Source organism: Leisingera sp. SS27 (assembly GCF_028368855.1).
Lineage (GTDB): Bacteria > Pseudomonadota > Alphaproteobacteria > Rhodobacterales > Rhodobacteraceae > Leisingera.
Genome location: NZ_JAQNCY010000004.1, coordinates 82,326 through 95,763 on the forward strand (window position 1 = coordinate 82,326; position 13,438 = coordinate 95,763).

Annotated in this window: 13 protein-coding genes; 8 read left to right on the top strand and 5 right to left on the bottom strand. The window is 64.9% G+C overall.

Annotation, left to right across the window (positions count from 1 at the left end):
• The first annotated feature begins 1 nt into the window (after position 1).
• From odhB to N6L27_RS10440, 7 genes are all read left to right on the top strand, one after another.
• The gene (odhB, locus tag N6L27_RS10410) at positions 2–1,528 is read left to right on the top strand and encodes a 2-oxoglutarate dehydrogenase complex dihydrolipoyllysine-residue succinyltransferase (protein ID WP_271907183.1); all 1,527 of its coding nucleotides are present in this window, start codon (positions 2–4) and stop codon (positions 1,526–1,528) included.
• 70 nt (positions 1,529–1,598) lie between these two features.
• Positions 1,599–2,075, top strand: a complete 477-nt coding sequence (locus N6L27_RS10415) for a hypothetical protein (protein ID WP_271907184.1) — start codon at positions 1,599–1,601, stop codon at positions 2,073–2,075.
• Between the two features lie 70 nt (positions 2,076–2,145).
• Positions 2,146–2,538 (top strand): MAPEG family protein, encoded by a 393-nt coding sequence (locus tag N6L27_RS10420; protein ID WP_271907185.1) that lies wholly within the window; start codon positions 2,146–2,148, stop codon positions 2,536–2,538.
• A gap of 226 nt (positions 2,539–2,764) precedes the next feature.
• Positions 2,765–3,034, top strand: a complete 270-nt coding sequence (locus N6L27_RS10425) for a hypothetical protein (RefSeq protein WP_271907186.1) — start codon at positions 2,765–2,767, stop codon at positions 3,032–3,034.
• Between the two features lie 70 nt (positions 3,035–3,104).
• Positions 3,105–4,496 (top strand): dihydrolipoyl dehydrogenase, encoded by a 1,392-nt coding sequence (gene lpdA, locus N6L27_RS10430; protein ID WP_271907187.1) that lies wholly within the window; start codon positions 3,105–3,107, stop codon positions 4,494–4,496.
• 132 nt (positions 4,497–4,628) lie between these two features.
• On the top strand, positions 4,629–5,483 hold the full coding sequence (locus tag N6L27_RS10435; protein WP_271907188.1) for a tellurite resistance TerB family protein: 855 nt from the start codon (positions 4,629–4,631) through the stop codon (positions 5,481–5,483).
• 109 nt (positions 5,484–5,592) lie between these two features.
• Positions 5,593–5,901 carry an EthD family reductase gene (locus tag N6L27_RS10440; protein ID WP_271907189.1) on the top strand — a complete coding sequence of 103 codons (309 nt, stop codon included), beginning with the start codon at positions 5,593–5,595 and terminating at the stop codon, positions 5,899–5,901.
• A gap of 60 nt (positions 5,902–5,961) precedes the next feature.
• On the opposite strand, the gene N6L27_RS10445 is transcribed toward N6L27_RS10440, so the two are convergent.
• From N6L27_RS10445 to N6L27_RS10460, 4 genes are all read right to left on the bottom strand, one after another.
• Positions 5,962–6,960, bottom strand: a complete 999-nt coding sequence (locus tag N6L27_RS10445) for a sterol desaturase family protein (protein ID WP_271907190.1) — start codon at positions 6,958–6,960, stop codon at positions 5,962–5,964.
• Between the two features lie 192 nt (positions 6,961–7,152).
• Positions 7,153–7,902 carry a lysophospholipid acyltransferase family protein gene (locus N6L27_RS10450; protein WP_271907191.1) on the bottom strand — a complete coding sequence of 250 codons (750 nt, stop codon included), beginning with the start codon at positions 7,900–7,902 and terminating at the stop codon, positions 7,153–7,155.
• On the bottom strand, positions 7,899–8,798 hold the full coding sequence (locus tag N6L27_RS10455; RefSeq protein WP_271907192.1) for a cell division protein FtsX: 900 nt from the start codon (positions 8,796–8,798) through the stop codon (positions 7,899–7,901). Before N6L27_RS10455 ends, N6L27_RS10450 begins: the two co-directional genes overlap by 4 nt.
• Positions 8,795–9,472, bottom strand: coding sequence for a cell division ATP-binding protein FtsE (locus N6L27_RS10460; protein WP_271907193.1), 678 nt, complete (start codon positions 9,470–9,472; stop codon positions 8,795–8,797). Before N6L27_RS10460 ends, N6L27_RS10455 begins: the two co-directional genes overlap by 4 nt.
• Before the next feature lie 206 nt (positions 9,473–9,678).
• Between N6L27_RS10460 and N6L27_RS10465 the strand changes: the two genes are divergently transcribed.
• Positions 9,679–10,743, top strand: coding sequence for a zinc-ribbon domain-containing protein (locus N6L27_RS10465; RefSeq protein ID WP_271907194.1), 1,065 nt, complete (start codon positions 9,679–9,681; stop codon positions 10,741–10,743).
• A gap of 60 nt (positions 10,744–10,803) precedes the next feature.
• On the opposite strand, the gene N6L27_RS10470 is transcribed toward N6L27_RS10465, so the two are convergent.
• Entirely contained in the window at positions 10,804–13,428 is a 2,625-nt protein-coding gene (locus N6L27_RS10470) for a DUF4175 domain-containing protein (RefSeq protein ID WP_271907195.1), read from the bottom strand.
• Positions 13,429–13,438 lie beyond the last annotated feature (10 nt).

A 13,438-nucleotide genomic window follows, 5' to 3' on the forward strand; every position in this document is an offset into this window, starting at 1 on the left:
CATGACAACCGAAGTCCGCGTACCCACTCTGGGCGAATCCGTGACCGAGGCCACCGTGGCCACCTGGTTCAAGAAGCCCGGCGACAGCGTCAATGCCGATGAAATGCTCTGCGAGCTGGAAACCGACAAGGTGACGGTCGAGGTGCCTTCGCCCGCCGCCGGCACATTGGGCGAGATTGTCGCCGCAGAAGGCGACACCGTCGGTGTCGACGCGCTGCTGGCCACCCTGACTGAGGCCAACGGCGCCGCCGCAGCCCCTGCCGCGCCCTCTGCTGGAAAGCCGGCAGCACCGGCTCCGGCTGCTGCGCCCTCCGGCGGCGACGGCACCCCGGTGCCGGTCATGGTTCCCGCACTTGGCGAGTCGGTCTCCGAGGCGACCGTTTCGTCCTGGTTCAAGAAGGTGGGCGACACCGTCGCGCAGGATGAAATGCTGTGCGAGCTGGAAACCGACAAGGTCTCCGTCGAGGTGCCCGCACCCGCGGCCGGCGTTCTGACTGAGATCATGGCCGCTGAAGGCGCCACCGTGCAGGCCTCCTCGCAGCTGGGTGTGATTGCCTCCGGCGCCGCCGGTGCTGCTGCCGCACCTGCCGCAGCCCCTGCCCCGGCAGCCGCTGCCACCGGTTCCAAGGACGTCGCCAACGCGCCCTCCGCCGAGAAAGCCATGGCAGAGGCCGGCATCAGCGCCGATCAGGTCACCGGCTCGGGCCGTGACGGCCGCATCATGAAGGAAGACGTCGCCGCGGCCGTGGCCGCCGCCAAGGCAGCACCCGCAGCCGCGCCTGCACAGGCGCCCGCCCAGGTCCGCGGCCCCGTCACCGCCGATGACGCTGCGCGCGAAGAGCGGGTGAAGATGACCCGCCTGCGCCAGACCATCGCCAAGCGCCTGAAGGACAGCCAGAACACCGCTGCCATGCTGACCACCTACAACGAGGTCGACATGACCGAGGTGATGGCGCTGCGCAACGAGTACAAGGACCTGTTCCTGAAGAAACACGGCGTAAAACTGGGCTTCATGTCCTTCTTCACCAAGGCCTGCTGCCACGCGCTGAAGGAAGTGCCGGAAGTCAACGCCGAGATCGACGGCACCGACATCGTCTACAAGAACTACGTCCACATGGGCATCGCCGCAGGCACGCCCACGGGTCTGGTGGTGCCGGTGATCCGCGACGCCGACGCGATGTCCTTTGCCTCCATCGAAAAGGCGATTGCCGAAAAAGGCGCCCGCGCCCGCGACGGCAAGCTGTCGATGGCGGAAATGCAGGGCGGCACCTTCACCATCTCCAACGGCGGCGTCTACGGCTCGCTGATGTCCTCGCCGATCCTGAACCCGCCGCAGTCCGGCATCCTGGGCATGCACAAGATCCAGGACCGCCCGATGGCGATCAATGGCAAGGTGGAAATCCGCCCGATGATGTATCTGGCGCTGAGCTATGACCACCGCATCGTCGACGGCAAAGGCGCCGTGACCTTCCTGGTCCGCGTCAAGGAAGCGCTGGAAGACCCGCGGCGTTTGCTGATGGATCTGTAAAATTTGCTCCAGCTGATTTTCAGGACATACCTGTGGCAGGGGTCCACCCTGCCACTATTTAGGAAACAATATGAAGCGAACAACAGCATTTGCTATTTCAGGCGCAGCCATCGGCTTTTTTGCGGGATCGTCAATGGGCATCGCTACGGGCGGCGACGCCTATAATGCTGCCGTTTTTTTAACCCCGTTAGGTGCGTTCGTCGGGTGGGTTTTAGCATTGCGCAACTCAGCCATAAGCTCCGCCAATGAGGACACTGTGCAATCAAAAGCCTCGACTGAAGACCCTGCGCGAACGCAAAGCAACGTTCCACAGTTGGTCGAGGGGGCTTTGGCACTTCTGGCTTCGATGTGGAATTTCCAAATCGACATGCTCAAGGCGATAGGTCTTCTCGACACCTTTGTTCGGCAACCCATGCTATTTGCAGGTCTAGCGATAGTAATATCCGTATTTCTTCCGCCGTTTCTACCCGTGTATTTTTGCGCTTGGCTAGGCGCAAATCATTTTGGGCTGTCAAAGGAAAACAGTTACCGAGTGGCAGTTAAATGATGAGGTATTCTGGTTTCCCCATCCGAATAGAGCGCGCGCACTCTAGGGCAGAAGGCCATTTGAGCCTCCCATGACCCTTCCGCTCTGGGGCCTTGTCTGCCTCTCGATCCTCGCCCTGATCCACGTGAGCTGCGACAGTTTCCTGCTGAAGCTCTCTGTGGGCAACGCTTGGACCGCAGGCCCGCGCGACACCGGCGTCAGCCGCAACGCGCTGGCGGGGCGGGCGCGGCGAGCCTTCACCAATTTCCTGGAAACCGCCCCGGTCTTCATCAGCTTGGCATTGGTCGCGGAACTGGCGAGTCTGCACAGCGCGCTGATCTCCGCCGGGATCTACACTTATCTCGGGGGCCGCGCCCTCTACCTGCCTGCCTACCTCAGCGGCGTGCCCTATCTGCGCACCGCCATCTGGCTGATTGCCACCAGCGGCCTTGCCGCGATGCTCGCGGGGGTGCTCCTCGCATGAGCTTTCACCTTTACAAAAATACTCCGGGGGGTGAGGCCCGTCTTGGAAACCGCCTGGGGGGCGGTTTCAGGGCCGAACGGGGCGGAGCCCCACTGCGCATGGGCCGGGGGCAGCGCCCCCATTCGGAAAGCAGTGCCTCAAGCCCCCCGTCAGTTGAGTGGAATCAAAGCGCTCCTCGCCCCATCCGGTGCATCCTTCTTCCAGAACGGACAAAGGAGTAACACCGATGGCAACCCATGTTCTCTGGCAGGCCGATGTGGCCGATTTCAACGCCTGGCTGACCGTGTTCCGGCAGGACAAGCGCAACCGGCAGGCCGCGGGCATCACCGATCTGAACGTCTGGAGCGATCCGGACCAGAAAAACCACGCCGTGGCGCTGTTTGCGATCACCGACTTGGCGAAGGCCCGCGCCTTCTTCGGCTCGGAAGAGCTTGCCATGCACCTTGAACGCGACGGGGTCACCAATATCTCGATCAAGATGTTGACCCCCGTCTGATCATCAGACCACTATCCCCTAATGCGTGTTCCGCTGAACGGAACCGGGGAGAAACGAGGAAAACCGACCCATGTCCCAATATGACGTCATCGTAATCGGCGCCGGTCCCGGCGGCTATGTCTGCGCCATCCGCTGCGCCCAGCTGGGACTGAAGACAGCGGTTGTCGAGGGCCGCGAGACCCTCGGCGGCACCTGCCTGAACGTGGGCTGCATTCCCTCCAAGGCGCTGCTGCATTCGACCCATCTGCTGCATGAGGCAGAGCACAACTTTGCCCATATGGGCCTCAAGGGCAAAAGCCCGTCGGTCGATTGGGACCAGATGAAGGCCTACAAGGACGAGGTGATCGGCCAGAACACCGGCGGTATCGAGTTTCTGTTCAAGAAGAACAAGATCGACTGGATCAAGGGCTGGGCCTCCATTCCGGCGGCCGGCAAGGTGCAGGTCGGCGATGAGGTGCATGAGGCCAAAAACATCGTGATCGCCTCCGGCTCGGTGCCTGCCTCCATTCCGGGCGTCGAGATCGACGAGAAGATCGTGGTCTCCTCCACCGGCGCGCTGGAGCTGCCGAAGATCCCCAAGAAGCTGGCGGTGATCGGCGCCGGCGTGATCGGGCTGGAGCTGGGCTCTGTCTATGCCCGCCTTGGCTCGGAAGTGACCGTGGTCGAGTACATGGACGCGGTCTGCCCCGGCATGGACAAGGACGTGCAGCGCTCCTTCAAGCGGATCCTGGAAAAGCAGGGTCTCAACATCATCCTGGGCGCCGCGGTGCAGGGTGTGGAGACCTCCAAGACCAAGGCCAAGGTCAAGTACCAGCCCAAGAAGGGCGGCGACGAGGTCACGCTGGACGCCGACGTGGTGCTGGTTGCCACCGGCCGCAAGCCCTACTCCGAGGGGCTGGGGCTCGATGCGCTTGGCATCAAGATGACCGAACGAGGCCAGATCGCCACCGACAACCACTGGCGCACCAGCCTGCCCGGCATCTATGCCATCGGTGATGTGATCGAAGGCCCGATGCTGGCGCATAAGGCCGAGGATGAGGGCATGGCCGTGGCCGAGGTGATTGCCGGCAAGCATGGCCATGTGAACTACGGTGTCATTCCGGGCGTCGTCTACACCACGCCCGAGGTGGCCACTGTTGGCCAGACCGAGGACGCGCTGAAGGCGGCAGGCCACAAGATCAAGGTGGGCAAGTTTATGTTCATGGGCAACGCCCGCGCCAAGGCCGTCGGCCAGGCCGAGGGCGGTTTTGTCAAGATCATCGCCGACAAGGAGACCGACCGCATCCTGGGCGCCGCCATCATCGGCCCGGCAGCGGGCGACATGATCCACGAGCTGTGCGTGGCAATGGAATTCGGCGCCTCCGCCGAAGACGTGGCCCTGACCTGCCACGCCCATCCGACCTATTCTGAGGCTGTGCGCGAAGCCGCACTGGCTTGCGGCGACGGGCCGGTCCACAGCTAAGCCGGACTGCCTTCGGGCACGGCATGAGTCAGGCAGCCCGGCTGCCTGACTTTCTTCATTTTTTACTCATAAATTTGCCCCGGACGGACCGCTACCTGCGGTTGAATTAATTTCTATTAAGGATCCCGCGATATGCGCAAATTCACGACCGCCGCCCTGGCCGGCCTTCTGCTGGTGTCGCTGTCAGGAGAAGCCGAAGCAAGGCGCTCGGGCGGCAGCTCATCCCAGAACCTGCTCTTTGTCGACAGCACCAAGATTGAAATTGACGGCGCCCCTTATGCGCTTTGCCATCTGGTGAAAGACGACGCCATCCTGTTCATTAACTATCTGCGGCGCCTGGAAGGCTACGCATTGGCCGCCAACAAGTGCAACAGCGATCAGTACATCGCCCTGACCGCCGAAGCCCTGGCCGGCGCAAAGGCCGCGGGAGAAATCAGCCAATCGGTTCCAGATGAACCCGAACTGTCCGCCGGGGCCATGATTGAGGGCCATTGGGGCTGGGCTCTGGTTGTTCTTGCTCTGGGCCTGTTTGGTGTCCGCGCAAAGAAATCCCGGGACCGCCGCAATCAGCGCCAGGCGATGATGGGCAGTGCCTCTCCTGCTGCAGCTGCAATCCTTGACGCGATGTGTCATGCGGCCAAGGCGGATGGCCATGTCGCTGACGCCGAAGTTGCCGGGATTGCCGCTGCCGCGCGGGAAATGACAGGCGAGAGCTTTGCACCGGAAATGGTCCGGCAAATGGCGGAACTGGCCGAGGCAGCCCCCAAGGAAGGTGACTTCAAGCGCCTGGTCAAGGGCCGGACCGAAGCTGAGAAAGAGGTGATGATGCGCGGTGTTCTCTTTGTCGCCGCCTCTGACGGCACATTGGACGGCAAGGAGCAGAAATTCGTCGGCATGCTGGCCAAGGCCATGAAAATGCGCAAGGAAAAGATCCACCAGCTGCTGGCCGAAGCCGCCAATGCAAGACAGCAGCGCGCAGCGTCGTAATCTGCCAGGACAAAACAACGGCCAGTTGCCGCAGCTGGCCGTTTTCGTTTGGCAACCCGCCTGCTGCCGGCTTTAGTGCGCGGGTGACGCAGATACAGGAGACCCGCTTATGTCCGTTTCACTGCAAGTGATCTATCCCGTCAGCGATGGCAGTCACTTTGATCACGGCTATTATGCCACTACCCATATGGCGCTGGTGGATCAGCACATCGCCCCTCATACGCAAAGCATCGTTGTGACCAAGGGGCTGGCCGGCGGTCCGGATGTGCCTGCCCCGTTCCATGCTGTCGCCACCATGGTCTTTGCCAACGAGGCGGCAATGAACACCGCAATGCAGGCTGCAGGCCCCGCGTTGGAAGACCTTCCGAATTTCACCAATGTGCAGCCACAGATCCTGATCGGAGAGGTCGTGCGCTAACCAGCGCCGGGCTGGCGCCCTTGGCGCTTGGCCCGGCCACTGCCCTCTCCGCGGCTGGCGTCAGCTTGCGCGTCCGCTCTTGCGGGCTTTGCTGCCCCGTTTCAGGCGGCGCGCGGCCTTGACGAAGGGGATGGAATAAAGCTTCCAGCAAGTGTCCATCTCCATCGGTTTCATGCCCGCGACGCCGAATTTCACATCGCGGTTGTCCTCCGGCATTTCATAGGTGCCGAAAATCACGTCCCAGACCGGAAACATGAAGGCAAAGTTCTTGTCGAAATGATCCGGATGGCAGCTGTGATGCACATGATGATGGGCGGGCGACGGGAACACCTTGGACCAGATGCCGGGCCAGCGCAGCCAGACGTGGGAATGGCGCAGGTTGTAGGCCAGGATGTTGAAGACGAACATCAGGATGGGCACGCCCAGAATGCTGGGAACACTCGGCACCACCGCGGCATACTGGTAGACACCGCCCGCAACCGCCCCGTAGCCCGCGCCGATCAGCAGCAGATAGAAAAAATTGTCCACCGGGTGCTCGCGGTAGTTGGACAGCGGATGCATCACCTCGGCGCTGTGGTGCACCTTGTGAAATTCCCACAGGATCGGCACCTTGTGCTGCAGGTAGTGCACGGTATAGCCGATCAGATCGAGCACGATCGTGCTGACCAGCATGTAGCCGATCACGATGCCCCAGCCCGCGGCGCCCTCGGCGGTGACGGGAAGAGAGGTGATCGCATGGCCGGTGATCCAGCGGAACACCAGGGCAGCAGTGCCGGCAAACAGGCCGAGCAGCAGGAAATGCGCCAGCAGTTTGTGAAAGAAGAAATAGCGCACGTCGAGCCAGGCCGAAGGATGCGACCACACCGACTTGGGAAACAGGAACCCCAGGAAGGACCCCTCAGCGGCATTTCGGCTCTGCTTGCGCTGGAACAGGTAGACCCCGTAGGCCGCCAGAACGGAGGTCGCGATATAGACGTAGAAAACGCGCTGCCCCGGATCGAGAAAAGCCAAAAAAACATCTCTGGCATAAGCCAGATAGGAAGCCAGGAATTCGCTCATTCTTTTACTGCCCGCTCTTCTGCTGCCTGCTGTTGGCACTTGCTGCGCGCCTCTGGCATGCCCCCGCCACCGGCCGGCGGCTTGCCGCGCATTCTTGCGGTAAGGCTAGCCTGTTTCGGGCAAACCGTCACCCCGGCAAATTGGAGCCTGTGCCTCCTGCTCACAGCCGAAACAGCCGGTCAGGCCAGCGGATCAGGCCTTGGCGGCAGCCTGGCCGGGATCAAAGCCGGCTTCGCGCATCAGCGCGTCTGAGCGGCTTTCGACCCGCTCTTCCAGCTGCGCCATGAAGTCGTCGCGGGCGATCCCCGGCTGCATCGGTTCCAGGAATTCCACCACTGCCAGGCCCGGCTTTCGGTAGATCCCGGTACGGGGCCAGAACACGCCGACATTGGTGGCAGCCGGCACGCAGGGCTGGTTCAGCCCGTCATAGAGAACCGCGGTCCCGATCTTGTAGGGTTTCCTGGCGCCGGGCGCCACGCGGGTGCCTTGCGAATAGATGATCAGCTGCCCCGGCTCCGCGCTTTCCTTGGCAACATCCTTGACCATCTTGGCAATCGCCGCGCCGCGCTTGCCGCGGTTCACGGGCACACAGCCCAGCCGTTTGGCGTAGACGCCAATAACGGGCGTCCACATCAGCTCTTTCTTCATGATGAACCGGGCCGAGGGCACCGCATTGAAGATCATCAGGATATCCAGGAAACTCTGGTGCTTGGCGGCGACGATCACCTCGCCCTCGGGCACCTGCCCGCGCACTTCGCTGCGGATGCCGACCATCCAGCGGGCGGTCCACAACGACCAGCGGGCATAGGTCTTGCAGGCCGTGCGCGCACCCTTGGGCGACACCATTGCCCAGGGTGCAAACACGATGCCCAGCACCAGCATCGCCAGATACATCTGCGTGATGAAGACCAGCGAGCGCAGCCATTGGATCGGGTTTTTCATGACAGTTCCCCCAGACGTTTGGTGGCCGCCCGGGTGGTGGCGGCAAAGGCCACCAGCGCGCCCAGTGGCGGGATCAGCAAGGGCGCCAGCCAGCCCCAGCCCTGAAGGCCAAGCCCGGTCAGGAAACCGCCCTCAGCAGAGGCTTCCGGCATCAGAAAGACCCCGATCATACCCGCGGCCACACCAACGGCGGTGCCGGTCAGCGCCCGCAGGGTGAAGCGGCGGATGAAAGCCTGGGCGATATAGCTGTCGAGCGCGCCGACCAGCCGCAGCACTTCGATCACTTGGGCGTTTGCGGCCAGGGCGGCATTGGCGGCCAGGGTGATCATCGCCGCAGTGGCGCCGCCGATCAGCAGGATCGAAACCCAGGCCAGGCGGCGCAGCGCCTGGGCCGCATCCACCAGCGGCGCCCGCCAGCGGGTGTGATCATCCAGCACCGCGCCCGGAACCTCGGCCTGCAGCCGCAGCCGCAAGCCCTGGGCATCATACCCCGCATCATCGCCCGTGACTTCGATCAGCTGCGGCAGCGGCAGGTCCCCGACCGGCACGCCAGCCCCGAACCAGGGCGCCAGCAAGGCCGCCTGCTCCTCACCGGTCAGCGCCCGCGCAGTGGCCACACCGGGCGTCTGGCGCAGGATTTCCAGCGCTGCCTCGGTCTGTGCCGCGCGCTGCTCCGCCGGGGCGTTGATGCGCAGAGTGGCGGCCCGGGCCAGCTCCTCGGCCCATTGGTCGGCCAGCCGGCCCGAGGCCATCGACAGCGCCAGCGCAAAAACCGTGAGGAACGCCATCGCGCCGGAGACAAACAGGGTCAGCTGGGCGGTAAAGCCGCTCGGCGGCACCACCCGGTCCGCCTGGGCGTCGCCCAGGATCAGCTTGCGCAGCCTGCCTTCGGTCATAGGTCCGCCCCCGCCAGTTGCAGCTGCCGGTTGGAAATCCGCAGCACCCGCGCCTGCACCTGGTTCTTGGCAGCCCGGATCAGCGACAGGTCATGGGTGGCAACCAGGATGGTCTTGCCCATCCGGTTCAGCTCCACCAGCAGCTGCAGCAGCCGCTGCGACATTTCCCAGTCCACATTGCCGGTCGGCTCATCGGCGATGATCACATCCGGCGACAGGATCACCGAACGGGCCAGCGCCGCCCGCTGGCGCTCGCCGCCCGACAATTCCGGCGGCAGCGCGTGGGCACGCTCGCTGAGGCCCACCCAGTTCAGCAGTTCCTGCAGGTTGGCTTCCTCGTGGCTCAGCTCGCGCCCCGAGACCAAGAGCGGCAGCGCGATGTTCTCAATCACCGGCAGATGATCCAGGAACCGGCAGTCCTGATGCACAACGCCGACCCGGCGGCGCAGATAGGCCATCTGGTCGCGGTCCAGCCCGTGCACATCCATGTTGAAGGCGCGCACCCGGCCCGCGGTCGGCATCAGCGCGCCATAGCACAGCTTCAGCAGCGTGGTCTTGCCCGCGCCGGACGGGCCGGTCAGGAAATGGAACGAGCCCGGCGCCAGCTGCACAGACACCTCGTGCAGCAGCTCGCCGCCGCCGTAGTTGTAGCCCACATTTTCCAGCTCGATCACTGCTGCCCCCTGAACGCGCCTGTTAATTGCGCCCGGCTGTTTTGCCCCAAGGGGCCGGCAGTTTCAATGGGGGCTCTGTTGCCGGGAAACCCGCGTGCGTGCTGTTGCCGCATTTGCCACTTTCACCGCCTGTGGGGGATGCCTATAATCCTTGGAAAAACAATCTGCCGCCTGCAGGGCGGCGGGATGGTGCCGAGGAGAGCATGATGCGCCTGACCTGCCCGAATTGCGCAGCGCAATACGAAGTGCCCGAGGATGTGATCCCGCCCGAGGGGCGCGATGTGCAGTGCTCGAACTGCGGCCAGACCTGGTACCAGGCGGCAGCGGGCACCGCTGAAGCCGGCGCAGAGGACGCGCTGGAGAACATCGGGATCGAAGAAGCCTTTGCCCGCGCGGCGGAAGCAGAGGCACGGGAGAAGGCTGAGCGGGAGCTGGCGGCAAAGGCGGAACAGGACGCTGCAGCGAAAGCGGAACGGGACGCCGAAGCAGAACGGGAAAGAGCAGCGCAAGCTGAGCAGGACGCCGGGCAGCAGCCGGAAGCTTCACCAGAGGCTGATCTGGAAGACAGCACGCCAGAAGATACGGCGCAAGAAGCCGTCCCGGAACTGACGGATGAGACGGAATCCGCCGCTGCGCCGCAGGACCGCTTTGAAGAAGACGCGGATGACCAGTCCGGCGGTCACGGCGAGGGCGAAGAAGAAGACCTTCACGCCGAAGACCCCCCGCAGCCGCAGCGCGGGCGCACACTGGACCCGGAAATGTCTGATATCCTGCGCGAGGAAGCTGCGCGCGAGGCTGAGCTGCGCAAGGCAGAGGCACAAAGCCTGGAAATCCAGCCCGATCTTGGGCTGGAGGGCGCAGCACCCGTGGATGACGAAGCAGCCCGCCGCAGCCGTCAGGCCCGCGACCGGATGGCGCGGATGCGCGGCGAGGACCCGCGCCAGCTGGCTGCCGCCGAAGGCGGCTCGCGCAAGGAGCTGCTGCCGGACATCGAGGAAATCAACTCCACCCTGCGTTCCGCCGGCACTGCGGCAACCGCACCGCAAGCGGATCCTGAAGACGTGCCGGTACGGCGTAAAAGCGGCTTTGCCCGCGGCTTTGCAGTGTCGCTGATTGCAGCGCTGATCCTGGTGATGGTCTATGACAAGGCGCCGCTGATTGCCGAGAAGCTGCCGCAGGCGGACCCGGTGATCAGCAGCTATGTGGACTGGGTCGATCAGGCACGGCTGTGGCTGGACAACCAGGTGAAGTCTGTCACCTCAACTCAATAAGGCAGCTCGGCTCAAGGTCCCGAACGGCACCTCCGGCCGCAGTGCCCCGTGCTGCCGGTGTCAGAACCGGTCCAGCAGGCGCTGCAGGTAATTGCGCTCTCGATCGCTGCGCTCGCGCTCTCCTGCCCGGCGGCGGATGTCCTCCAGCAGATCCCAGGCGCGGCGGTAGGCCGTGCCTTCGCCCACCTTGCCGCCGTCATCGATACTGCCGTTGTTGCGGCCCAGCGGGTCCAGCCGGTCCCCCTGCGCCGTGGCAGAGGGCTGCTGCCCGTTCTGCGCCCCCGGCTGCTGCTGCTGCGCCAGCGCCTCGCCCAGGCTGCGCATGCCTTCGCGCAGCGCCTCCATGGCGTCGGACTGGCGGTCGATGGCCTCGGCATTGTCACCGCCGCGCAGCGCCTCTTCGGCACCTTCCATGGCGCGGCCTGCGCGGTCCAGCGCCTCGCGCGCGGCTTCACCGGCCTCGCCGCCCATATAGGGCAGCCCGTCGCGCTGCTGCTGCAGCTGCTGGCGCAGTGCCTGCTGCCGGTCGGCCAGCGAACCGCCCTGCCCCGGCTGTTCGCGGTTGCTGCCGCCCTGGCCGCCCTGGCCATCGGGGTTGCGGCTCTCGGCGCCCTCGCCGCCCTGGCCATCGCCTTGGTCGCCGCCCTGGCCGCCCTGATGGCTCTGGCCGCGGCCAAGGCCGCCGTCGCGGCCCTCATTGCCCTGGCTCTCGCCGCTGCGGGCGCCGGGGTTGAACTGCTCCTGCAGATCGCGGAACGCCTGATCCGACAGCCCCTGCTGCTCGCGCAGGGTCTCCGCCAGCCCCTCCATCGCCTCGCGGCCTTCGTTGCCCTGGCCCTGCCCCTGCTGCGAGCGGGTCATCCGCATGTTCTCCATCATCTCCTGGAACTCGCGCAGCGCCTGTTCAGCCTCAGCCATGCGGCCCTGCTCCATCAGCTCCTGGATGCGGTCCATCATCGCCTGCAGGTCGTCCTGGCTGAGCGTCATCATGTCCTCGGGCATATCACCCGGGTCCATCATCTCGCCGTTCGCCTCTGCCTGACGGCTGAGCTGGCGCATGTAGTCCTGGGTGGCCTCGCGCAGTTCCTGCATCAGGCGCGCGATCTCCTGCTCGCTGGCACCGTCGCGCATCGCCTGGCTCAGCCGCTCCTGCGCCCGCTGCATCCGCTCCAGCGCGTCGCCCACGTCGCCCTCTTCCAGCTGGATCGCCAGATCCCACAGCGCAGAAGCGATCTCCTCCTGCCGCGGTTCAGGGATCGAGCCGTCAACGGTATAGCTCTCCAGCCGCCGCAGAATGGTGCGCAGCCGCAGAAAATCGCCATAGTCGCGGAACAGCCCTTCGGGGCGGTGCGTCAGGGTGCGGATCACCTGCGCCACCCGCACTGCATTGGCGCGTGTCCACAACAGATCGCGGCGCTGTTCGATCACCGCTGCGGCCAGCGGATCAAAGAAGCGGCGGGTCAGCAGCTCGGCCCCGTATCCCGCGGCAGCAGACGACTGGCCTGCCTCATCCACCGCGGTGAAGGTGAAGACCACCGGCAGATTGGCCCAGGGGTGCTGGGAAAAATCCTCGATCAGCTTCTCGGTGAAATCCTTGCGCGAGCCGGACAGGGGCAATGGCAGGTCCAGCACCAGCGCCTCGCGCGGGTCAGGCTCCGCGGCCAGCCCGTGCTGCCGCTCCACCGCCGCCAGATCCAGCGCAATCCGCACCTGGCCTGCCGCCACGCCGTAATCATCCTGCGCCGTAAAACCCAATGTGGTGTAGCCGTCGTTTTCCAGCTCCGGCTGGCCTGCGACCGCCAACATGGGCGGATTGTCCGGGATCACCTCCACCTGCCAGCTGCGCCCGCCGTTGCCTTCGATGGCAAAGCTGCCGCTGCGGGTGACGCTGAACTCCATGGCGGTCTGCGCGGGGCCTGCTTCGCTGCTGCCCGCGCCGGAGACAGTCTCTGCCAGTTCCAGCGCGCCCACCTCGCCATAAAACCGCAAGGTAACGCGGCTGCCTTCCGGCAGTTTAAGCAGGCCTGCGTCCTGGTCATTCAAATAGAGCACCGGCAGGCGGGTATAGGCAGGCGGCTCCGCCCAGCCCTCCCAGGCCGGCCCGTTCAGCGCAGCGCTGCCGCCTGCGCCCAGATCCCTGACCGTGGCCAGCTGCCAGATCGAGCCGAACAGCACCGCCACCGCCAGCATCAGCCCCGCCATATAGCGCAGGCCGTAAGCGTCGGAAGATGCAATGTTGAGATCAGGTGCCGGCGCCTTGGCCTTGGCCGCCGCCGCGGCCATCCGGCGCTGGTGGGCCTGCCACAGCGCGGCTGACGCCGCATCCTCTGCACCAATCGCCTGGGTATCCAAGAGAGCCGAGACCGGACGGCCCGGCAAGGTCTGGTCCAAGCGGTCCAGCGCCGCGGCCCGGCTGGGCCAGCGGAAACGCCAGAGCCCCCAGCCCAGCGCCGCAGCGGCGGCAATCAGCACCGCAATCGCACCGGTCCAGACCAGCCGCTCCGGCAGTATCTGGTGCAGCCCCAGCATCAGTGCCGCCAGCGCCGCCATCAGCAGCGAGGCCAGCGGCCAGAAGCTGCGCAAGGCACGCTCTGCCGCCAGCCCGGCCTGCGTCAGGGCCAGCGGCCAGCGCAGGGGTTTCAGGACCGGATCGGCCTGCCGGTTTCCAAGGCGGTCAAAGGGCATTGGGGCCTCA